This window comes from Specibacter sp. NPDC078692, from assembly GCF_040686835.1.
In the GTDB taxonomy this organism is placed as follows: Bacteria; Actinomycetota; Actinomycetes; order Actinomycetales; family Micrococcaceae; genus Specibacter.
This window is the reverse complement of record NZ_JBFBLV010000021.1, coordinates 53,547-74,273: the sequence shown is the minus strand read 5'-3', so window position 1 is coordinate 74,273 and position 20,727 is coordinate 53,547. Positions and strand designations below refer to the sequence as shown.

Below are 20,727 nucleotides of genomic sequence, written 5' to 3'. Positions count from 1 at the left end.
CTTCACGGTCCTTAGTGGGAACACAACGGCAGTGGGCCGCGTCGTCTTGACGCAGAAGACGGCGGTAGACAACCGTCTTTTCCCGCAAGCGCCGTCCCTTTTGTCTAAAAAGGCCTGCGAGATGCCAGCCGCCGTCACGCTCGCGTGAAGGCTGCTATTCCGTGAGGATGGCGTCGATCTGGCCCATGGCATCGCGCATGCCTTCTTCCATGCCCATGGCCACCATCTGCTCCATCTGCTCGGTGCTTTCGAACGTGGTGGTGATGGTCATCAAGGTGCGCCCGTCCAGCTCCGCCAGGGAGACGACCATGTGCGCAGTCCCCATGTCGGTGATGGGATCGCCGTTGTCGTCGGCAAAACCGTCGTCGAGCTCAAGCAGGGAGGGCGCTGTGATGGCTGTGAACTTCCACCAGCCGCGCGGCTTCGTGCCGTCGGGGCTGGTCATGAAGTAACTGGCCAGCCCGCCGGGCTGGAAGTCGTAGGCCTCAAAGGTTGCCGGATAGTTCGGCGGGCCCCACCAGCGCTCCAGCTGGCGCGGGTCCTCCCAGATCTGCCAGACGCGTTCGACGGCGGCCGTGAACTCTGCCGTGATGGCGAGGGTGAGTGCCTCTGGGCTTTTGATGGAGCTGGTGACGGTCATGACATTTCCTTCGCGTGAGATTTGGGATCTTCCATCAGGATGTTGGTGATCCGCGCGGCGCGCTGCCGCCAGATCGCTTCGTATTCATCGAGCAGCTGCTGGGCCAGTGCTAAACCGTCCGGATTGGCCTGGACCAGCTGCTCGCGTCCGCGCTTTTCCTTGGTGACCAGGGAGGCGCGTTCCAGTACGGCCACATGCTTTTGGACCGCGGCGAAACTCATGGCGTAAAACGCGGCGAGGCTGGACACTGAAAGCGAGGCACCGGAAACACGCCGGACAATATCGCGCCGGGTGGCATCCGAGAGGGCCTGGAACAGGCGGTCGACGGTTTCTTCACTGAGCTGATCTACAACCATTTGGTTGCAGATTACTCCCGCGGAAAAACCGCGTCAAGGTCTTTTTCGGGCACACCACCCAAGGCGGCGGGCGCCGTGGCACCCAAGGTGGGGAGGGCCGGCGTCGTGCTCGAAACTGGGGAGCCAATGCGGGCAAGCATCGACAGGGCGGCTAAACTGGGTTTCATCATGACTAACGCTGCCTTAATCCCCCTTGTCACCGCCGAAACTCCTGTCCGGGTGCGCTTCTGCCCGTCGCCCACGGGAACGCCCCACGTTGGGCTGATCCGCACGGCCCTGTTCAACTGGGCCTACGCCCGCCACACCGGCGGCAAGATGATCTTCCGCATCGAAGACACCGATGCCAAGCGTGACAGCGAGGAAAGCTACCTCCAGCTGCTCGACGCCCTGAAGTGGCTCGGCATCACCTGGGATGAAGGTGTTGAAGTTGGTGGCCCGCACGAGCCGTACCGCCAGTCGCAGCGCGGTGACATCTACACGGACGTCATCGCCAAGCTGGTTGCCGGCGGGCACGCCTATGAGTCCTATTCCACACCCGAAGAGGTGGAGGATCGTCACAAGGCTGCCGGCCGGGACGTTAAGCTTGGATACGACAACTTTGACCGTGACCTCACCGCCGAGCAGATTGCTGTTTTCAAGGCCGAGGGTCGCCAACCGGCGCTGCGCTTGCGTATGCCGGACCGCGACATCACGTTCAACGACTTGGTCCGGGGCGAGATCACCTTTAAGGCAGGATCAGTCCCGGACTACGCAATTGTCCGCCCCAACGGTGCGCCGTTGTACACGCTGGTGAACCCCGTCGATGATGCCCTGATGGGCGTCACTCACGTGTTGCGCGGCGAAGATTTGCTCTCCTCCACGCCCCGCCAGGTTGCCTTGTATGAGGCCCTGTACGCGGTGGGCGTTGCTGCGTACATGCCGCTGTTCGGCCACCTGCCCTACGTCATGGGCGCCGGCAACAAGAAACTTTCCAAGCGCGATCCCGAGTCGAGCCTGTTCTTGCACCGTGACCGCGGGTTCATCCCCGAGGGCCTGCTGAACTACCTGTCGCTGTTGGGCTGGTCGCTCTCTGCCGATGAGGACATCTTCACCGTGGAGACGCTCGTGGAGAAGTTCGATATCCACGATGTTCTGGGCAACCCGGCACGCTTCGACATCAAGAAGGCCGAGGCCATCAACGGCACGCACGTGCGCATGCTCGAAGCAACTGACTTCCGCAACCGCTTGGTTCCGTACCTGCAGGCTGCCGGTCTGGTGGGGGATGTTTTGACACCGCGCGAGGAGGAAATCCTTACCGAGGCCGCCCCGTTGGTCCAGGAGCGCATCACCTTGCTGGGCGAGGCTCCTGAGATGATTGCCTTCCTTTTCAAGAAGGACGACGCCGTTGACGTCGCCGAGGATTCCCTCAAGGGCATGCCGGAGAACCTGACTGAGGTTCTGGATGCTGCCCTGGCAGCTCTGGAGGCGCTTCCGGGCTGGGATGCCGAGTCCATCCAGACCGCGCTGAAGTCCGCACTGGTTGAGGGCCTTGGCATCAAGCCACGCTTCGCCTTCGGCCCCGTCCGCACGGCACTGTCCGGGCGTAAGATTTCACCGCCGCTCTTCGAGTCCATGGTGATCCTGGGCAAGGAATCCTCGCTGACCCGCCTGCGCTCGTTCAAAGGCTAAACGCTTTGACGCTTAGTGCTTCCTACAACAAGAACACCATTGACCCCGCCCCTTTTGTTGGGCGGGTCAGCGGTGTTTTGTTTGATATCGATGAAACCCTCGTAGACTTTGTGGCGGCCATGAAGGACGCCATGGTGCTTGCCTCCTCAGCCTTGTTACCCGGTTGCACTGACGCGGGGTGGGATGACTTTTCGGCATTGTATATGGCTGATCCGCAGCGCTACTACGATCGCTACGTCGCCGGCGAATTCACGTTCCACCAGCAGCGTGGTCTGCGTGCCAGGGTGGTCTTCGACAAACTGGGCGTGGACTTTTCAGCTGACACCGAAGCGCAGTGGATCGCGGACTTTGAAGCGGCCCAGCCACGCTCCATCCGCGCGTTTGCCGATGTGGTGCCGCTACTCGACGCTCTGGACGCCGCTGGGATCCCTTGCGGCGCTGTCAGCAACAACGTGCACGACTACCAGCGCGCCAAGCTGGACCAGGCAGGCTTGGCACGCATTGCTGTTCTGGTTGGCATCGACACTGTAGGAGTGGCGAAGCCGAACCCCGCGATTTTCCTGGAAGGGTGCCGTCAGCTGGGCACTGTGCCGGAAGAGACCCTCTATGTGGGGGACAACTTCATGCTCGACGGCGTTGGTGCTGTCTGTGCTGGCCTGTCCAGTGTGTGGTTGAACAGGGATTCTGTGCCGGCTCCCGGAGCGCTTGGAGTTGGCTCTGATGTTCTGGATGGTATCCAAGAGGTGCTGACTCTGGCTGAAGTTGGAGTGATGCTGGGGCTCCCGGCGCCTGCACGGCTGATGTGACGCAGGCCTCACGCTAAAAGACCCTTTTCGTTTTGGCGATCCGGAAACTCTCGGGTATAGTTTTATCCCGGCGCGAGGGCCGCAGAAAGACCGGGGAAACCTGCGGATTTCACGGCAGAACGTAGCCATTGGGATATGGTGTAATTGGCAACACATCGGTTTCTGGTACCGACATTCTAGGTTCGAGTCCTGGTATCCCAGCGCTTATTAGATAAGCTGCTTTTCGGTTGGCATGCGAGTAGATCTTCAAGTATTATTCTTGAAGTTCGGTAGCAAAAAACGGATGTATTAGGGCCCCATCGTATAGCGGCCTAGTACGCTGCCCTCTCACGGCGGTAACGCGGGTTCGAATCCCGCTGGGGTCACAAGCAAGGCCGGAAACCTACGGGTTTCCGGCCTTTTTGCTGTGCCCTTTTGGGGCCCAGCTGCGGGTTAGCGGCCAAAATGTGTGTATGGCCCGGGCGTGTCAGTGGCTTCCACGATCGCCATCTTCGGGTCGCCACATCTGGCGCCGAAAATGCGATTAAACGGGCCATATCTGGGGACTCGAGTGAGGGGGTGAGCGGCCAAAATTCGAGATCCCGTGCCACTAGCGTCCGGTTCCAAACTGCAGCTGATGCGGTAAAAATCGCGGATTCATCGCCATATCTGCGATGTCGAATCGGCGGTGGGGGTGTAGATCGCATTTGCTGCTGTTTCAAAGTCGAGGTGCGGGACCCAGGCACTGTCCCGGCGAAATATGGCGGATGCTGTGAGGACTTATTTGCTGGGCTGCTGCGCACACGTGCCTAGAATGTCCTCTGATTGTTCCCGCCACACCGGCTTTGCCCGATCAAGGGATCCCCATGAAACGTCGCAGTCCTGCCGCACCCTTACTTCTTCCCTTCATGACCTTCGGTATTTACTCGATTGTTTGGTACGTCAAGACCAAGATCGAAATGAATGCTCGTGGCGCTGGCATCCCCACCGCATGGCTGCTGCTAGTGCCGATTGCGGACATCTGGTGGATGTGGCGATTCGCGGTTGGTGTGGAGGGAGTATCAGGAATGAGCAGGCACGCCGTGTTCTGGCTTTTGTTGCTCCTGGGCCCCATTGGCGCTGCCGTAGCACAGAGCAGCCTGAATACTTCCGCTGTTGGCGGCGGAACGCAGCTGGAGGCCGTGTACTAGGCCCAACAGCACACCTCCATCACCACAATGCCCCCGACGCTCAGGTGCGGGGGCATTGTCGTACCGGGAAACGTGGCACCTAGGCCTCGCCCCCACTGATACAACCCCCGGCACAACAATTCTGTACCGGAACACGGCCAATGTGCAGAAACTAGGCGCCGGGCTGGCATGATAAGGCTTGTGAACCCCACCGATTCGAGTTACTCCGGAAACTACCCCGGCAGCACCAGTGCCGGCCATGGCGCTGGCAACGGCGCCGGCGCGGCGGAGCAAGAGGCAGCCATTGAGCTGCTCGAAAGTGCCCGTGCTGAACTGGCCGCACTGCAGTTGCCCCTTGCGCTGCCCGGCGCGCAGGAAGCCCGCACCACGGCAGCCAATGCCCTCGGCCAGCTAGATGACTACATCCTGCCGCGTTGGCGCAGTCTGGATGCTCCGCTGTTGGCCGTGGTGGGCGGCTCCACCGGTGCAGGAAAGTCGACGCTCGTCAACGCCTTGGTGGGCCACCCTGTTACTCGATCCGGTGCCATTCGCCCCACCACGCGCCAGCCAATCTTGCTCCACCACCCGCAGGATGCTGACTGGTTCACCTCCAACCGGGTGCTGCCCACCTTAAGCAGGGTGCACGGTGAGCTGGTCAAGGCGAACACCCCGGCCTCCCGCGCCGGCGCGTCCCCAGACGCGGGCGCCATGACGTCTCTGGTCCTCGTTGCCGATCAAGCCGTGCCCCAAGGCGTGGCTCTCCTGGATGCACCCGATGTGGACTCAATTTCCGATGACAACCGCCAGCTTGCCGGGCAGCTGCTGGCAGCGGCGGATCTCTGGCTCTTCGTCACCACCGCCAACCGCTACGCCGACGCCGTGCCGTGGAAACTCCTCCTGGACGCCGCCTCGCGTGACATCACCGTGGCCATCATCTTGGACCGTGTCCCAGCCGGCGCCGAGCAGGAAGTTGCAGACGATCTCCACGCCATGCTGAACCGCGAGGGGCTGGCCGGTGCGCAATTATTCGTAGTTCCCGAGGCCACCCTGAACGAGCTCGGCATGCTCCCGCCCGAGTCTGTCCAGCCCATCAACGCTTGGCTGGCCAACATCAGCGAGGATGCCACCGGCCGCGCGGAGATCGTCCGCCGCACGCTCAACGGCACCGTGCGTTCCCTTTCCGAGCGCCTCACCATGTTGTCCCAAGCTGTCCAAGACCAGCACGACGCCGGAAGCCAGTTGGGCGAAGACGTCCGGGCTGCCTTCGCGGACGCTGCGACGAGGATCGCCCAGTCCACCAGTGACGGTACCCTCCTGCGCGGAGAAGTCCTGGCCCGCTGGCAGGACTTCGTGGGAACCGGCGAATTCTTCCGAGCGTTGGAAAGCAACATTGGCCGCTTCCGCGACAGGATTGGCGCGTTCTTCAAGGGCCAGCCGCCACCAGCGGTCAAGGTTGAAACAGCCATTGAAACCGGGTTGCAGGCAGTCATCCTGGATCAGGCCGCACGAGCGGCAGAGGATGCAGATCAGCGCTGGCGGGCAGATCCCGCCGGCCGCCAGCTACTCGGACTCGATGACCTCTCAGGCGTCACCGCAGATTTCCCGGACCAAGTTGCCGCTGAAATCAGGGCCTGGCAAGGTGAAGTGCTGGCGCTCATCCGCTCCGAAGGCGCCTCCAAACGCTCCCAAGCACGCTGGCTTTCCTTCGGCGTCAACGGTCTCGGGGTCATCCTCATGGTCGTGGTCTTTTCCTTCACGGGGGGACTGACGGGAGCCGAGGTGGGCATCGCCGGAGGCACCGCCGTCGTGGGTCAAAAATTGCTGGAAGCAATCTTCGGCGAGGATGCCGTGCGCCGGCTGGCCAAGGAGGCCAAAGCGGCACTCGAGAAGCGTTGCGCAGGTCTTTTGGAAGGTCAGCAACAGCGTTTTCTGGACAGGCTCGCTCCTGCGCAAGCTGATTCGAAACGCCTGTCGGAACTCGCCAAGCAGCTCGGAAAGCTCGGTACGCAAGGGAGCAAGGCATGAGTCGGCACCGCGAAAGTCGCACCGAATCGACGCTGGATCGCAAACTCGCCGCACTTAACCAAGCTCGCGAATTGGGCGAAGGGCGGCTCGATGACGCCGCCCTGGAGAACGTCTACGGCGTCCTTGAACGCGCCACTTCACGCCGTTCGCTCAGCGCCGATCACACGGTGGTGGGCTTCTTCGGGGCTACCGGAAGTGGGAAGTCCTCGCTGTTCAACGCCGTCTCTGGCGCGGATGCCGCCCGGGTTGCCGTGCGCCGGCCCACCACCAGCGAGCCGCTCGCCATGATCTGGGGCATGGAGGGCAGCGCGCCACTGTTGGACTGGCTGGAGATCGCCGATCGGCGCGAGGGTAAGCCAGTTCCCGGCCTGATGGACGACGCCGGCGGGTTGGTCCTGCTGGATTTGCCGGATTTCGATTCGGTGCAGTTGAGTAACAGAGCCATTGTGGAACGGTTGGCCGGGCAGGTGGATGTGCTGGTGTGGGTCTTGGATCCGCAAAAGTACGCCGATGCCGCCATTCACAACGATTTCATCCGGGCCTTCTCCACTCACGCCGACGTAACCCTGGTGGTCCTGAATCAGATCGACAAGCTGGATTCCGCCGAGGTCAAGCCTGTGTTGGAATCGCTGGCTGCTATCCTGGACCGCGACGGACTTTCCAACGTGAAAATCTCCGGCGTCTCGGCCTTGACGGGCCAGGGCGTGCCGGAGCTGCGTACTCGGATCGCCACCGTGGTGAAGGCCAAGGCCGCCAAGTCTGCACGGCTTGCCGCTGATGTTTCCGTGGCCGCCCAACGTCTGGCCGAAGCATCAGGTGAAGGCGAAGCGGCCGGCGTGCACCAACAGGACCGTAAGGCGCTGGCTGCCGGGCTGGCCAACGCCGCCCACGTAGAGAACGTTGTGTCTGCGGTGCGCACTTCCTACAAGTTGGATGCCACCAAGCGGACGGGATGGCCGGTAACTCGCTGGATTTCTCGCTTCCGCAAGGACCCGCTGCGCCGTTTGAGTCTGCGCCGCGAGGGCACTTCTGAGGTGAACCGGACCTCGCTGCCAGCGGCCGGGGCTGCCGAGTTGGCGCAGCTGGATTCCAGCGTCCGCGACTTTGCCGATGCCGCCAGCGCCGGCTCATCTGGTCCGTGGCGTGCCTCCATCCGGGCCGCCGCGCGCAGCAATCGTGCCGAGTTGCCCGACGCTTTGGATCAGGCCGTGGCTGGCACCGATCTGAAAGCCAACACCCGCGCTTGGTGGTGGCCGGTGTTCTCCGTAATTCAGTGGCTGGCACTACTTGTGGCCGTGGGCGGTCTGGTGTGGTTGGGTGTGCTCGCCGCGCTGGCCTACTTCCAAATGCCTGTTCCCGAGGTGCCCAAGGTGGAAGGCTGGCCGCTGCCCACGTTGATGGTGCTCGCTGGCGTGGTGCTGGGCATTTTCCTTGCCATCACCTCGAAGTTCCTGGCGGCTGCTGGGGCCAGCGGCAGGGCTTCGCTAGCCAGGCGGCGGCTGCGTGAGAGTGTTGCTGCCACGGGGGAGACGCTCGTGGTGGATCCCACCGAGGCCGAGATTGCCCATTTCCGCGCATTCCGAGAGGCTCTGGCCGAGACCCGCTGAACCCTGGGGCTGTTTGGGGCGTCCGGTGGCGCCGTCACCCAACCATCGTTTCGCGGCACTTCACGAGGGTGCGCACGTTGCGGGTCGTCGTCGTACTTTTATAGCGTGGCTTGGCCGAGAGTTTACTGAACGGGCTATCCAACGTACCCCCGGCGGGAGCTGTCCAGGCGAGGGCCTCGGGGCTGAGCCTGGTAAGTTCGACGCCGGGAATCGCGCCACCTTGCCGCGCCAGATCGTCAAGGGTGGCGGGGTCTGAGGAGAGCGTGACGTAACTGTGGGTGGACGCGTCGTCGGCTGGGTAGGGGCAGGCGGCGATGATGGATTCCAGTGTGGGCTGGTCGATGACAACTACCCAAGCGTCGTATCCGAAGCGTTCGCGCAGGAGGGTCTCCACCATGGTTTTCATCTCAGGGGCGGAGACTTCGGCCGTGCAGACAATGTTTCCCGAGGCCAGCAGTGTTCTGACTTTGGAGATGGGGAGGGTGGACAGTGCTGTGCGGAGTTCGGCCATTTTCATCTTGATGCCGCCGACGTTGATCCCGCGAAGGAACACAGCATATTTGCTCATGCGCAAACACTACCTGACGGTGGGGGACTGCCGGCAGGTGAGGTAGCAGTGGCGGTGCCGGCGGGTGAGGCGGAGCCGGGTGCGGCAGTGCCGGTCGGTGAAACCCTGAAGCTGCGTATGGTTAACGCCAAACGGTGTGCCACTCCAAGAGTGGCGCACCGTTTGAAGGTAATGGAACGCAGGCGTCGCGGGCCAACCCAGCCAGGCCTGGCTAAATGTGGCTAGGAAGAGCTCTTGCGCAGTGCCTCGGTCAGGATCCGGGACGCGTTGCACACAATTTCTGCGTGCAGGCGGCCGGGCTGACGGGTGAGGCGCTCGATGGGGCCGGAGATGGAAACGGCGGCAATGACGCGGCCGGAGGGCCCACGCACCGGAGCTGATACCGAGGCGACTCCGGGTTCACGTTCGCCGAGGGACTGGCCCCATCCGCGGCGTCGCACGCCAGCCAAAACGGTGGGTGTGAAGCGGGCGTTGTGCAAACCCTCCAAAAGCCGTTCGTGGTCTTCCCAAGCCAGCAGGACCTGTGCGGCGGAACCGGCCTTCATGGTCAGCTGTGTGCCTACGGGAATGGTGTCGCGCAGACCGATGGGGCGTTCGGCCGATGCCACGCAGACGCGGGAATCGCCCTGGCGGCGGAAAATTTGAGCGCTCTCACCGGTGGAGTCACGCAATTGCAGAAGTACGGGGCCGGCGGCGGCAATGAGCCGGTCCTCGCCAGCGGCCGAGGCCAGCTCAACGAGCCTGCTGCCGAGCACAAAGCGTCCCTGCATATCGCGGCTAACGAGCCTGTGATGTACCAAGGCTAGTGCCAACCGGTGCACTGTAGGCCGTGCTAAACCGGTGGCCGCAACAAGCTGAGCCAAGGTGGTGGGGCCGGCTTCCAATGCATCAAGCACAAGAGCCGCTTTGTCGATGACGCCAACGCCACTAGAATTGTCCATGTAATGATATTACGGTCTCATTATGTGAGATGCCAATCGAAGAATTGGCTTCCGCCCGGATGGGGCTGGAACAGTAGAGGTATACAAGCAAGGAATCCACCGGAAGTTCCCTTCCATACTAGGCGAAGGGGCCGCTGGGGGTACGGCTTCGCCGGTGGAATAGCCGGTGAATTAACCAGTGGTTTAACCAGTGGCTGAGCCAATGATTCAACAAGTGATTCAAACAAGAGTTTCAACAAGTGAAGGGAGCTGCTGTGAGCGAGTCAATCACTCCCCACGCAGTAGACACAGTAGAAGTGGCACCGTCTGCCCCGCGCAGGGCTGCAAAGACGCTGGCAGAAAAAGTGTGGCGCGACCATGTTGTCAAGCAAGGCGACGGCGAGGGCGACGCTGCCCAGCCCGACCTTCTCTACATCGACCTTCACCTGATCCACGAAGTCACCTCGCCGCAGGCCTTCGAAGGCTTGCGCTTGGCGGGCCGGCCGCTGCGCCGCCCCGATCTGACCATCGCCACGGAGGATCACAACACTCCCACGCTGGCCATTGATAAGCCGATCGCTGACCTCACCAGCCGCACCCAGATCCAGACGCTGCGCAATAACTGCGCCGAGTTTGGTGTACGCCTGCACTCGCTGGGCGACGCCGAACAGGGCATCGTTCACGTCGTTGGCCCGCAGCTGGGTCTGACTCAGCCGGGCATGACGGTTGTGTGCGGCGACTCCCACACCTCAACCCACGGCGCCGTCGGCGCGTTGGCGTTCGGCATCGGCACCTCCGAGGTGGAGCATGTCATGGCGACCCAGACGTTGCCGCTGAAGCCGTTCAAGACCATGGCCATCAACGTTGAAGGCACGCTGCGTCCCGGCGTCACCTCCAAGGACATCATCTTGGCCGTGATTGCCAAGATCGGTACCGGCGGTGGCCAGGGCTACGTGCTGGAATACCGCGGCTCGGCCATCCGCGCCCTGTCCATGGATGCACGCATGACCGTGTGCAATATGTCCATCGAAGCCGGCGCCCGTGCTGGCATGATCGCCCCCGATGAGATTACCTTCGAGTACCTTAAGGGCCGCGCCCACGCTCCTGTTGGCCAGGACTGGGAAGACGCCCTTGAGTACTGGAAGTCTCTGCCCACAGAAGACGACGCCGAGTTTGACGCTGAGGTGTTCCTGGACGCCAACACGCTGGAACCGTTCGTGACCTGGGGTACCAACCCCGGCCAGGGCGTTTCGCTCAGCGATAATGTTCCGAACCCGGAGGACTTTGGCGATGAAAACGCCAAGGCCGCCGCCGAGCGTGCGCTGGCTTATATGGATCTGGAAGCCGGTACGCCCATGAAGGATATCCGTGTTGACACGGTGTTCCTGGGCTCCTGCACCAACTCCCGCATAGAGGATCTGCGCATCGCCGCTGACATCATCCGCGGCCGAGAAAAGGACCCGAACATCCGCATGCTGGTGGTTCCGGGCTCCGCACGGGTCCGTTTGGAAGCTGAAGCTGAAGGCCTCGATAAGGTGTTTTTGGACTTCGGTGCAGAGTGGCGCTTTGCCGGCTGCTCCATGTGCCTGGGCATGAACCCGGATCAGCTGGAACCGGGCGAGCGTTGCGCGTCCACCTCAAACCGCAACTTTGAAGGCCGGCAGGGGAAGGGTGGCCGGACCCACCTCGTCTCTCCTGTTGTGGCAGCTGCGACCGCTATTCGCGGAACCCTCAGCTCGCCGTCGGACCTGTCACCTGTTGCCGCAAGCACCGTAGCGTAAGGAGCTCACACCATGGAAAAGTTCTCCACTCACACCGGTATTGGTGTCCCGCTGCGTCAGAGCAACGTGGACACGGACCAGATCATCCCCGCCGTTTACCTCAAGCGGATCACGCGCACCGGCTTCGAGGACGCGCTGTTCTCGAGCTGGCGCAAGAACCCGGAATTCATCCTGAACCAGGAGCCGTATTCGGCCGGTTCGGTGCTGGTTGCTGGCGCCGATTTCGGCACGGGTTCCTCACGCGAGCACGCTGTTTGGGCGTTGAAGGACTACGGCTTCAAGGCCGTGCTCTCCAGCCGCTTCGCCGACATTTTCCGCGGCAACTCGGGCAAACAGGGGCTCGTGGCCGCTGAGGTTGCCCAGGACGACATCGAGCTGATTTGGAAGGTTCTGGAGAATGCTCCCGGCACCGAGGTAACCGTTGACCTGGTGGCCAAGATGGTCACGGCCGGCACCGTTGTGGCCCCGTTCCAGGTGGACGACTACACCCGTTGGCGCCTGCTGGAAGGCCTCGACGATATTGGTCTGACGCTGCGCAACGAACCGGATATCACCGCGTTCGAGGCTAAGCGCCCGGCGATCAAGCCGCTCACGCTGCCGGCGAAGTTCTAACTTCCCGCCGCAAAAAAGCCGGTCCGTCCCCTTCGGGATGGGCCGGCTTTTGCGTTGCCTGAGCAGAAATAGGACGCCGGGACCTCGCCCAGAGTGTGCCGGCCCGCCTTGGGCAGCCCTCGCCTTGCGCCAGCGCGTGGTGGTCCGCGTCCCGGGGCAGATTCTGAGCCTCGCTTCCTTATCGGTCCGGGGTGGATGACCCGGGTTTCATGGCTGTCCGTTGCAGTCGGGGGTAGATATTTCACGACCGGGGGCAGCTCACGTGATCCGCCATAGGTCCACAGGGGGCGAATCGTCTTATCTGCCCCCGCGTCCCTTGGCAGCCGTGCAGAACGGTGGCGAATCGCATTTACTGTCCCCACAGGGCCCGGGGGCTCCGTAGTGGCCGCATTCATGGGGGCAAACGCCAAGCGGACAAGCAACAGGACCACCAAAGGCCCCAGCAACCGGATCACGGGGGACAAAACCAACAGGCGCAACATCAACCGCACCACAAGCAACATCCAGCGAGGCATGCGCCACAACGGCTCCCGCACATTTCAGCATCCGTAGCGAAGAAACTATGCTTGACTGAAGCCCCGGCGTGTACCGGGAGGCGCCCGGCGGGCCCGGGAGAACCCCGTAGGCCAACGGGCAAAAAGATGGAACAGAGGATTAGGTGACAATGAGCGGAATTCTGACAGTCCGTGGCGGTGTTCCGCTAAAGGGACGCGTACAGGTGCGCGGTGCCAAAAACCTCGTACCTAAGGCGATGGTGGCGGCCTTGTTGGGCAATTCGCCCTCAACGCTACGCAATGTACCCGAAATCAAGGACGTCGAGGTCGTAACCTCGCTGCTCCAGATTCACGGCATCAAGGTGGAAAAGGACCCCGTCACAGGGGATCTGACCATGGACCCTTCAAACGCCAAGAAGGCATCCAGCGCCGAGATTAACACTCACGCCGGTGACTCACGTATTCCGATCCTGTTGTGCGGACCGCTGATTCACTCGATCGGCCACGCCTTCATCCCTGACTTGGGTGGCTGCAAAATCGGTGACCGTCCCATCGATTACCACCTGGATGTGTTGCGCAAGTTTGGCGCCATCGTTGAAAAGACCGGCGGCGGCATCTCCATCACCGCACCCAACGGACTCCAGGGCACTAAGATTTCCCTGCCGTACCCCAGCGTCGGTGCCACCGAACAGGTGCTGCTTTCCGCCACTCGCGCCGAAGGCATCACCGAACTTTCCGGTGCCGCCACTGAGCCGGAGATCATTGACTTGATCGCCATCTTGCAAAAGATGGGCGCCATCATCTCCGTGCAGACGGACCGGACCATTCGCATTGAGGGGGTCACCGAGCTCACCGGCTACGATCACACCGCCCTGCCGGACCGCAACGAATCCGCATCCTGGGCCTCGGCTGCGCTCGTCACCGGCGGCGACATCTATGTTGAAGGCGCTAGCCAGCGCGACATGATGACGTTCGTGAACACCTTCCGCAAAATCGGCGGCGGCATGGACATCCAGGACGACGGCATCCGCTTCTTCCACAAGGGCGGCGCCTTGAAACCGCTGGTTCTAGAAACCGATGTGCACCCCGGCTTCATGACTGACTGGCAGCAGCCACTCGTGGTAGCCCTGACCCAGGCCGAGGGCGTCTCAATCGTCCACGAAACCGTGTACGAAAACCGTTTCGGCTTCACCAAGGCACTGACCCGGATGGGCGCCAACATCCAGCTTCATCGCGAGTGCCTGGGCAGTATTCCGTGCCGCTTTGGGCAGCGCAACTTTGTTCACTCGGCCGTCATTTCAGGATCAACACCTCTGAAGGGCGCCAACATCAACGTCCCCGATCTACGTGGCGGCTTCAGCCACATGATCGCAGCTCTTGCAGCCGAAGGAACCTCCACCGTGACCGGCATTGACGTCATCAGCCGCGGCTACGAACGTTTTACCACCAAGCTGCAGGGACTCGGCGCTGACTTCGACGTGCACGATTCCACAAAGTTCGTAGGCTAGAGATCATGAGCGCTGATGAGACTGGCAAGGCTCCTCACAAACGGCCCTACAAACCCAAGGGCATGAGCACCAAGACGCGAATATTCTTTACGCTGGTGGCAGGGGTCGCCCGGCCCGCCATGAATGTGCTCATCGGCAAGCAATGGCACGGCTTGGAGAAGCTGCCCCGGGACGAGGGCTTCATCGTGGTGCCTAACCACTGCACAGAAATTGACCCGATTGTGGTGGGTCATCTGCTGTATAACCAAAACATCATGCCGCACTTTCTCGCCAAGGATGGGTTGTTCAACATCCCCGTGGTCGGCACCGCCCTGCGTGGCGCTCAGCAGATTCCCGTGGAGCGCAGTGGTGCCGGTGCTGGCAAGTCCCTCGTTGCCGCACAGACCGTGCTCGACGGCGGTGGCGCGGTAGTGATCTACCCCGAGGGAACGCTCACCCGCGATCCAGAATTGTGGCCCATGAAGGGCCGCACCGGTGCGGCCAGGCTCGCCCTGGGTACCAGTGCCAAGGTCATTCCCGTGGTTCATTGGGGCGCCCAGGAGGTCTTTCCCCGCTACGGCAAGGGCTTCAAAATCTTCCCGCGTAAGCGCGTCAAGGTAGTCGTTGGTGACCCGATTGACCTCAGTGAATTCCATGGCCGCTCCGGCGATAAGGCCACGCTCGAGGCCATGACCGAAATCATCATGGTGGCGATCACCGAGATGCTCGAGGAACTCCGCGGGACAAAGGCCCCGGCCGTACGCTGGGATCCCGCCGCGCATCAGCAGTCCAGCCATGGCCGCTTCGTTGAGCGTGGATCCGCCAACAACGACAAGGCCACAGAAACCAGCACAGACACCAAGCCCGACGCCGGCATAACAGAAACAGGGGACCTGACGTGAGCATTGTGGATGGTTTGGCGCCAACAAAGATCGCCGTTTTGGGTGCCGGCAGCTGGGGAACCACCTTTGCCAAGATCCTCGGCGACGCTGCTGCAGGCACGGACCGCAGAATCGTACTCTGGGGCCGCCGCCAAGAAGTGGTTGATCAGATCAATGACCTCCATCGCAACCAGCGCTACCTCTCCACCACGGAGCTGCCCAAGAACATCTCCGCCTCCACGGACGTCCAAGAGGTCCTCAAGGATGCCGAGCTGGTGGTGCTGGCCGTTCCGGCCCAGACCTTGCGCGAGCAACTGCGTGGGCTGGCCGGGCACCTAGCCGAGGATGCCGTCGTCGTGAGTTTGATGAAGGGGCTGGAACTGGGCACGGACCAGCGCATGTCCGAAGTCATCGAGCAGGAACTGGGGATCGGCAAGGACCGCGTGGTGGTGGTCTCCGGGCCTAACCTGGCCATGGAGATTGCCCGCCAAGAGCCCACTGCCTCGGTGGTGGCCTGCGCGGATGAGAATACGGCCAAGTGGGTCGCGAAGGTTTGCAAGCCCAAGTACTTCCGGCCGTACACTGTCGATGACGTGGTGGGCGTGGAGATTGGCGGGATCGTGAAGAATGTGATCGCCCTGTGCGTGGGCATGTGTGAGGGCCAAAAGGTGGGCGATAACACCAAGGCCTCGGTCATCACGCGCGGACTCGCCGAGACCACGCGGCTGGCCCTGGCACTGGGCGGCAAGGCCGAAACCATGGCCGGGCTCGCTGGCTTGGGTGACCTCGTGGCTACGTGTTCGTCCTCGCTGAGTCGCAACCACACCGCCGGGCGCATGCTGGGCGAGGGACTCACCCTCGATGAGGTAAATAACCGCATGACGCAGACCGCCGAGGGCATCAAATCGGGGCGTGCAGTCTCTGACCTTGCCGCCAAGATGGGGGTGGATATGCCCATCACCAACGCGGTAGTGGGCGTCCTTGAGGGTAAACTGACTGTCGATGAACTGGGGCCGCTGTTGTTGGCCCGCCAATTGAAATCCGAAGGCGACTAACGCGTGACTACCGATTCCCCCGCTACAACTGCGCCCATCCGTGTGGCCATTCTCTTCGGCGGGCGCTCCAGCGAGCATGCCGTGAGCTGTGTGACCGCCGCCGGTGTGTTGGGCGCCATTGACAGGACCAAGTACAGCGTAGTTCCCATCGGTATCGCGAAAAACGGCCAGTGGGTTTTGGCTGCTGAAGGCATCGACGGTTGGTCTCTTTCGGGTGGTGCCCTGCCGGAGGTTACTCCGGGGGAGCAGACTGTTTCGCTGGCTCACCTGGGTGGCGGGCACCAGCTGGTACTGTCCGAAGCCGGTCAGCTGCCGCAGGAACTGGGCGCCGTGGACGTGGTGTTCCCGCTGTTGCACGGTCCGTGGGGCGAAGACGGCACCCTGCAGGGAATGCTGGAACTCAGCGATACCCGCTACGTTGGCGCCGGTGTGCTGGCCTCGGCCATGGGTATGGACAAGCACTTCATGAAGGTGGTTTTCGAGTCGGCAGGGCTGACGGTTGGACCGTACATTGCCGTTACCGACCGCGAATGGAGTGTTGATCCGGCGAAGGTGCGCGAACGCGTTGCCGCGCTTGGTTTCCCCGTGTTCGTGAAGCCCGCCCGTGCTGGCTCCTCCATGGGAATCTCCAAAGTGGATTCGCTGGCCGAGCTGGATACTGCCATTGCCGAGGCTCGCGAGCACGATCTGAAGCTGGTTATCGAGGCTGGCATTGTGGGGCGCGAGATTGAAGTTGCTGTTCTTGAAGGCCGGGGGAGTGAAACCCCGCGCGTCTCCTTGCCTGGTGAAATTGCCATGGCCAACGACGAGCACGCCTTCTATGATTTCGAAGCGAAGTACGTTCAGGGCAATGCCGTGAACCTCAGTTGCCCGGCGGACATGCCCGATGCTGACATCGAGCGAGTCCGTGAGCTGGCAGCGGTGGCGTTCGACTCCGTGGGGGCTGAGGGGCTTTCCCGCGTGGACTTTTTCTACACGGAAGCGGGCGAGCTGATCATCAACGAGATCAACACCATGCCCGGCTTTACGCCCAGTTCCATGTACCCGCAGATGTGGCAGGCCTCGGGTCTGAGTTACCCGGAGCTGATCGATGAGTTGTTGCAGCTGGCACTGACCCGCAAAGTAGGCCTCCGCTAACCCCCAACGCCGCATCACCAAACGGCGCTTTTTCCCCAACGCCGCATCACCAAACGGCCCTTTTTCTCAAACGCTCCATCAGGTCCCGGATAATCGGGCTTCTGCCAAACGCACTCTCACATAAGTGGGGGAGCGTTTGCCATGAGTGCCTAGTCCAAAATTTGTTCGGGAAATTGAACGGCATTGCTGTTAGAGCAGTCTCGCGTTTGGGTCGGTTGCGCTCCACTTTCCAGCCACCCGGCGCAAGCGTTCCAGATGAGCTTGGCCGTCCTCGAAGGAATTCACGATCCGCATATTTGCCGCGGGCTGGCTGAGCAGTAGGGCAAGGTGCGCCCGCTCGGCTGGCTGGTAGTCATCGCGCCGAAGTTCTCGGGCGGCGATGACGCTCAACAGGGTCATGCCATCGGAGAGATGGCGGTCCTTTTTAGGGTCATGGAAGATTCGCAAGGCTGCGCCTTTTCCGATGAGTGCGCCTACGATGTTGGCCCTGTTGATGTTGCCGTTGCTGCCGCGAGTAGAAACTTCCACAGTTTCAGCTCGGTCAATAGCGGTCTGGATAGCAGGGGCCTCGATGGTCGTGGATCCTGTGCTCCCTGGGCGGCTGGAGGAACATTCTCCAGTGCCACGGGGGATAAGCACATCGATGATGGCGCTGCCGCGGACCCATCGGTGTTCGTGTCTGTCCGGGCTTTGGCCGGCGGAAACGAACCCCATATCAATTAGTGTCGCCGTGAAATCTCTAAGGATGTGTGGACTGGCGCGGAGATCCAAGCCTATGTCGGCATCAGTGGTCGGTCTGACGATTGCAGCCCCGCGTTCTATCGCGTGGAGGTAGACATTCTGGCCGCCAACAAGCACCCAATCGCGGGGAACACAGCGTGCAGTTCAAAGAGGGCTTGCCAAGCCGCTTGCCGTTCATCGGGGAGGGTTCCGAGTTGGATCAAATTGATTCCTCCAAAAGTTGTTTCCCTGCAGAGACTTCCCTGGTTGTTCCTCGTTCTAGGAGGACTACGGCAATGAGTAGGCGAGGGATCACGCGGGGGAGCTTGGTGGAGTCTATGAGGCGCAAGGTGACATTGGCGCGGGTTCTTGTTGTGTCCATGAGCATGTAGTCGTCGATTATTTGAAGGCTGTCTGAACCGAGCACGTAGGCGTCGAATTCTTCGGCTTGCAAGAGGCCTGACTTGGGGTGGGAGACGCCGGTGGCCTGAAGCCTCGGGTCGTTTCGTATGTCATTCAGGTCGCCAGCAACGGCTCGGAAATACTTGGTTGTCGCGCGCTTGTGCAGCCACCGCATTGCCAGTTTCTCGAGCTGCGGATCATAGCCCTGTTCGCTACTGAACGATCTCAGAAGCGTGGCTCGCTCCTGAGTTCTGGCTCGGCCCTGTGAGGAGGATATGTAACCGTCTTGCATCAGGGCAAGATCCCAAGCGGCCGCTTCTTGCAGCGGTCTGCCGCTACCCTGCCGGTGTGAGGCGTACAAGACTGATGGCTCTGAGATAACCCAGGAATTGCCGTACTTTCTAGCTGCGATCTGGCCGGACTCGGCTAACTTTCGCACACGCCGTTCCGATATTCCTGCCTCTTGCGCATATTCCGCGACACTTCGCTCCATGACACTACTATCCCGTCAACGGAATAAAAGAGGCTGAAAACTGACATTATCGTTCCGCTATCGGAATAGAAGTCTGGGAGGAGGAAGACGATGCCACGCAACTAATTCTTCGCCTGCGGGTCTACCTGAGTTCTCGTCCACATAGGCGGGACGTCGGTGATACGGAATCCGGAAAAGTCGTACGCAGCTCCAGTTGCTGCGCCAAGGGTGGGCCGGGCTTCGCGACCACTCTAGTTGAGCCTCGTCGGCACCTTGTCTTCGCTGATACCGCGGAGCAGAATGAGCCATACACTGACACCAGTGACTCTCACCTCTATCCGGAGAGGCAGCAACCCATGAATCCCCTCGCTCTTTTCAGTGAAACTCCACGGCGGACGAAACCACGGACGGTTGCCGCCGCCAAGCCAGCGCTTCCGGCCAAGGTGGCACTTGTCACCACATTTGCCATGTTCGTCGCGCTGCTCACGGGTTGTACTGCCACAGCCTCCCAGTCGGACAGCATCGAAGTCTCAGCCTCAGAGTCAACCCAATCAGAACAAAAGGTCGACACAGCGGGTGCCGACGGCCACATGCAATTGAAGTCATATTCTGGGACACTCAATTCGGCAAAGATCAGCTTTGAATACCCAGATCTGTGGAGTGTGGTCGAGGGCCCAGAAGGCTTACAACCGGGTCAGCCAGACGGTTTGGAAGTGAACAACCACGCCGGCGATCGCATGGCAACCTTGGTAGTTCTAAACGTCGTTGGGTTTCGGCAACCCCCGGACATCCTACCGGTGCAGATTCTTGCAGTCATTCCTGGCCATGAGTTGCTTTCAAAAACCAAGGACTTTACGGTCCAGACGCTTGCAATGGATTTGTCCGGACGGCCACAGGCACAGGCTCGCAACGGTTGGACAAACAATGTTCGTGTGGGTGTTTCGATCAGTGCAGGTACGGCGAACGCGCCCGAGGAGATGCAGCCAGAGCTGTTGACAAGCACGGTCACGGTGGAAACGGGTGTACCGAGTTACCTCGGGAGTGAAACGTCTAGACAAGTCAGTTTCGCAACCTTGCGTGATTTTGATTCGATGGAAGCCGCTAAAGGATACACCAAAGGCAGCGAATTTACGGCCCTCCAAAAAATGCTGGCCTCCTTCAGCGGATGATCAGCGGCTGATCAAGCGGATAAACCCGCCGCTACACTGGGTGCTGCTCTGCTCCTACAGTAGGAAAAGTGAACACCTAAGGAAGTGACACTCCATGAAGGAATGGATCCGAGTCCATCCCTATCAGGCACTAGCCATGGGATACGTGCTCTTCTTTGCGGTTGGCACCGGGATTTGGATCGTAGCCGGACGGGACCTGAAGTATGCCCTGTTCACCGCGTTCGTGTGGACCCTGTTCTATTGGCTCATTGCGCTCACCCAAATACGGCGCAGAAGAAACGCCACACTCAGTCTCCAGGACCAAGGCCAAATGATGGTCTACCTCCGCTACCCTGACTCGCGGCCCGGTTCACTGAGCAGCATCTGGAGCCAGGGGATCGCGACGCCCAGTTCAAACCCCAGCCCCAGTTCCATCCAGTTCCAGCCAGCCTTCTATGACACCCTGGAGCCGTTTGGACGGGACACGACGATCGCCATTCAGAACTTTTCTCCTGAGCGCCGAAAAGTGGGCGGCAAGGACCGCAAATACATTCCTGACTACGGGCTTCAGGCGATGACGTTCGCAACGGATGAAGGCACTATCGAAATCGCTGCACAGCCTGAAACGCTGGACCAGCTCATTGCTGCGCTAGGCCTCAGCTGAGCTGGAGCTAACACTAGTGAAGCCCGACGCCGGACCGAGTCACCGAACGCTGCCCCTTTCAGGGGATAAACTGGGCGCTGGTCTTGTCCTGCAGCAGAAATCACCACCACGCTTGGCGCAGGCGATATTTTAGGAG

Annotated in this window: 20 protein-coding genes and 2 tRNA genes; 15 read left to right on the top strand and 7 right to left on the bottom strand. The window is 61.2% G+C overall.

Annotated features, from left to right (window positions below):
* Positions 1–154: 154 nt before the first annotated feature.
* From AB0O97_RS14350 to AB0O97_RS14340, 3 genes are read right to left on the bottom strand one after another with little or no spacing between them, the layout of a single operon-like run.
* A complete protein-coding gene (locus AB0O97_RS14350) occupies positions 155–640 on the bottom strand; it encodes an SRPBCC domain-containing protein (RefSeq protein ID WP_363883580.1) in 486 nt (161 codons plus the stop codon).
* Positions 637–996 carry a metalloregulator ArsR/SmtB family transcription factor gene (locus AB0O97_RS14345; RefSeq protein ID WP_363883578.1) on the bottom strand — a complete coding sequence of 120 codons (360 nt, stop codon included), beginning with the start codon at positions 994–996 and terminating at the stop codon, positions 637–639. Before AB0O97_RS14345 ends, AB0O97_RS14350 begins: the two co-directional genes overlap by 4 nt.
* 11 nt (positions 997–1,007) lie before the next feature.
* A complete protein-coding gene (locus AB0O97_RS14340; protein ID WP_363883576.1) occupies positions 1,008–1,166 on the bottom strand; it encodes a hypothetical protein in 159 nt (52 codons plus the stop codon).
* Between AB0O97_RS14340 and gltX the strand changes: the two genes are divergently transcribed.
* From gltX to AB0O97_RS14305, 7 genes are all read left to right on the top strand, one after another.
* Positions 1,165–2,664: a glutamate--tRNA ligase gene (gene gltX, locus AB0O97_RS14335; RefSeq protein ID WP_363838974.1), complete on the top strand. Its 1,500-nt coding sequence runs from the start codon at positions 1,165–1,167 to the stop codon at positions 2,662–2,664. The genes AB0O97_RS14340 and gltX overlap by 2 nt on opposite strands.
* Before the next feature lie 5 nt (positions 2,665–2,669).
* Positions 2,670–3,470 (top strand): HAD family hydrolase, encoded by an 801-nt coding sequence (locus tag AB0O97_RS14330; protein WP_363883574.1) that lies wholly within the window; start codon positions 2,670–2,672, stop codon positions 3,468–3,470.
* Positions 3,471–3,599: 129 nt separating this feature from the next.
* Positions 3,600–3,671 (top strand) — tRNA-Gln (locus tag AB0O97_RS14325).
* Between the two features lie 91 nt (positions 3,672–3,762).
* Positions 3,763–3,835: transfer RNA gene (locus tag AB0O97_RS14320), tRNA-Glu, on the top strand.
* Between the two features lie 480 nt (positions 3,836–4,315).
* Positions 4,316–4,639, top strand: coding sequence for a DUF4234 domain-containing protein (locus tag AB0O97_RS14315; protein WP_363883573.1), 324 nt, complete (start codon positions 4,316–4,318; stop codon positions 4,637–4,639).
* A gap of 282 nt (positions 4,640–4,921) precedes the next feature.
* A complete protein-coding gene (locus AB0O97_RS14310; RefSeq protein ID WP_363839369.1) occupies positions 4,922–6,643 on the top strand; it encodes a dynamin family protein in 1,722 nt (573 codons plus the stop codon).
* The gene (locus AB0O97_RS14305; RefSeq protein WP_363883571.1) at positions 6,640–8,250 is read left to right on the top strand and encodes a GTPase; all 1,611 of its coding nucleotides are present in this window, start codon (positions 6,640–6,642) and stop codon (positions 8,248–8,250) included. The genes AB0O97_RS14310 and AB0O97_RS14305 overlap by 4 nt, the downstream gene beginning before the upstream one ends.
* Before the next feature lie 34 nt (positions 8,251–8,284).
* On the opposite strand, the gene AB0O97_RS14300 is transcribed toward AB0O97_RS14305, so the two are convergent.
* Together AB0O97_RS14300 and AB0O97_RS14295 are read right to left on the bottom strand one after the other, a co-directional pair.
* Entirely contained in the window at positions 8,285–8,818 is a 534-nt protein-coding gene (locus tag AB0O97_RS14300) for a DUF1697 domain-containing protein (RefSeq protein ID WP_363883569.1), read from the bottom strand.
* Positions 8,819–9,039: 221 nt separating this feature from the next.
* Complete coding sequence (locus AB0O97_RS14295) at positions 9,040–9,759, bottom strand: IclR family transcriptional regulator (protein ID WP_363883567.1); 720 nt, start codon at positions 9,757–9,759, stop codon at positions 9,040–9,042.
* 296 nt (positions 9,760–10,055) lie between these two features.
* Here AB0O97_RS14295 and leuC point away from each other — a divergent pair, with 296 nt between their 5' ends.
* The 6 genes from leuC to AB0O97_RS14265 all read left to right on the top strand — a co-directional run bounded on the left by leuC (position 10,056) and on the right by AB0O97_RS14265 (position 17,185).
* Complete coding sequence (leuC, locus tag AB0O97_RS14290; protein ID WP_363883584.1) at positions 10,056–11,519, top strand: 3-isopropylmalate dehydratase large subunit; 1,464 nt, start codon at positions 10,056–10,058, stop codon at positions 11,517–11,519.
* A gap of 12 nt (positions 11,520–11,531) precedes the next feature.
* Positions 11,532–12,131 carry a 3-isopropylmalate dehydratase small subunit gene (gene leuD / locus AB0O97_RS14285; protein ID WP_363883566.1) on the top strand — a complete coding sequence of 200 codons (600 nt, stop codon included), beginning with the start codon at positions 11,532–11,534 and terminating at the stop codon, positions 12,129–12,131.
* Between the two features lie 664 nt (positions 12,132–12,795).
* Positions 12,796–14,133 carry a UDP-N-acetylglucosamine 1-carboxyvinyltransferase gene (gene murA / locus AB0O97_RS14280; RefSeq protein WP_363839000.1) on the top strand — a complete coding sequence of 446 codons (1,338 nt, stop codon included), beginning with the start codon at positions 12,796–12,798 and terminating at the stop codon, positions 14,131–14,133.
* Positions 14,134–14,138: 5 nt separating this feature from the next.
* Positions 14,139–15,014, top strand: a complete 876-nt coding sequence (locus tag AB0O97_RS14275; RefSeq protein WP_363883564.1) for a lysophospholipid acyltransferase family protein — start codon at positions 14,139–14,141, stop codon at positions 15,012–15,014.
* On the top strand, positions 15,011–16,048 hold the full coding sequence (locus tag AB0O97_RS14270; RefSeq protein ID WP_363883562.1) for an NAD(P)H-dependent glycerol-3-phosphate dehydrogenase: 1,038 nt from the start codon (positions 15,011–15,013) through the stop codon (positions 16,046–16,048). Before AB0O97_RS14275 ends, AB0O97_RS14270 begins: the two co-directional genes overlap by 4 nt.
* 3 nt (positions 16,049–16,051) lie before the next feature.
* A complete protein-coding gene (locus AB0O97_RS14265) occupies positions 16,052–17,185 on the top strand; it encodes a D-alanine--D-alanine ligase family protein (RefSeq protein ID WP_363883560.1) in 1,134 nt (377 codons plus the stop codon).
* 189 nt (positions 17,186–17,374) lie between these two features.
* Here AB0O97_RS14265 and AB0O97_RS14260 read toward each other — a convergent pair whose 3' ends face one another.
* Both AB0O97_RS14260 and AB0O97_RS14255 read right to left on the bottom strand, forming a co-directional pair.
* On the bottom strand, positions 17,375–17,899 hold the full coding sequence (locus AB0O97_RS14260) for a hypothetical protein (RefSeq protein ID WP_363883558.1): 525 nt from the start codon (positions 17,897–17,899) through the stop codon (positions 17,375–17,377).
* A gap of 226 nt (positions 17,900–18,125) precedes the next feature.
* The gene (locus AB0O97_RS14255; protein ID WP_363883556.1) at positions 18,126–18,800 is read right to left on the bottom strand and encodes a helix-turn-helix domain-containing protein; all 675 of its coding nucleotides are present in this window, start codon (positions 18,798–18,800) and stop codon (positions 18,126–18,128) included.
* Between the two features lie 446 nt (positions 18,801–19,246).
* Here AB0O97_RS14255 and AB0O97_RS14250 point away from each other — a divergent pair, with 446 nt between their 5' ends.
* Positions 19,247–19,948: a hypothetical protein gene (locus AB0O97_RS14250; RefSeq protein WP_363883554.1), complete on the top strand. Its 702-nt coding sequence runs from the start codon at positions 19,247–19,249 to the stop codon at positions 19,946–19,948.
* Between the two features lie 94 nt (positions 19,949–20,042).
* Positions 20,043–20,591, top strand: coding sequence for a hypothetical protein (locus AB0O97_RS14245; RefSeq protein ID WP_363883552.1), 549 nt, complete (start codon positions 20,043–20,045; stop codon positions 20,589–20,591).
* Positions 20,592–20,727 lie beyond the last annotated feature (136 nt).

Excerpts from the sequence above, each read along its gene's own strand:
- AB0O97_RS14350 (WP_363883580.1), bottom strand. The coding sequence starts at position 640 with ATGACCGTCACCAGCTCCATCAAAAGCCCAGAGGCACTCACCCTCGCC.
- AB0O97_RS14345 (WP_363883578.1), bottom strand. The coding sequence starts at position 996 with ATGGTTGTAGATCAGCTCAGTGAAGAAACCGTCGACCGCCTGTTCCAG.
- gltX (WP_363838974.1), top strand. The coding sequence starts at position 1,165 with ATGACTAACGCTGCCTTAATCCCCCTTGTCACCGCCGAAACTCCTGTC.
- AB0O97_RS14340 (WP_363883576.1), bottom strand. The coding sequence starts at position 1,166 with ATGATGAAACCCAGTTTAGCCGCCCTGTCGATGCTTGCCCGCATTGGC.
- AB0O97_RS14315 (WP_363883573.1), top strand. The coding sequence starts at position 4,316 with ATGAAACGTCGCAGTCCTGCCGCACCCTTACTTCTTCCCTTCATGACC.
- AB0O97_RS14305 (WP_363883571.1), top strand. The coding sequence starts at position 6,640 with ATGAGTCGGCACCGCGAAAGTCGCACCGAATCGACGCTGGATCGCAAA.
- AB0O97_RS14300 (WP_363883569.1), bottom strand. The coding sequence starts at position 8,818 with ATGAGCAAATATGCTGTGTTCCTTCGCGGGATCAACGTCGGCGGCATC.
- AB0O97_RS14295 (WP_363883567.1), bottom strand. The coding sequence starts at position 9,759 with ATGGACAATTCTAGTGGCGTTGGCGTCATCGACAAAGCGGCTCTTGTG.
- leuD (WP_363883566.1), top strand. The coding sequence starts at position 11,532 with ATGGAAAAGTTCTCCACTCACACCGGTATTGGTGTCCCGCTGCGTCAG.
- murA (WP_363839000.1), top strand. The coding sequence starts at position 12,796 with ATGAGCGGAATTCTGACAGTCCGTGGCGGTGTTCCGCTAAAGGGACGC.
- AB0O97_RS14275 (WP_363883564.1), top strand. The coding sequence starts at position 14,139 with ATGAGCGCTGATGAGACTGGCAAGGCTCCTCACAAACGGCCCTACAAA.
- AB0O97_RS14260 (WP_363883558.1), bottom strand. The coding sequence starts at position 17,899 with ATGGGGTTCGTTTCCGCCGGCCAAAGCCCGGACAGACACGAACACCGA.
- AB0O97_RS14255 (WP_363883556.1), bottom strand. The coding sequence starts at position 18,800 with ATGGAGCGAAGTGTCGCGGAATATGCGCAAGAGGCAGGAATATCGGAA.
- AB0O97_RS14250 (WP_363883554.1), top strand. The coding sequence starts at position 19,247 with ATGTTCGTCGCGCTGCTCACGGGTTGTACTGCCACAGCCTCCCAGTCG.
- AB0O97_RS14245 (WP_363883552.1), top strand. The coding sequence starts at position 20,043 with ATGAAGGAATGGATCCGAGTCCATCCCTATCAGGCACTAGCCATGGGA.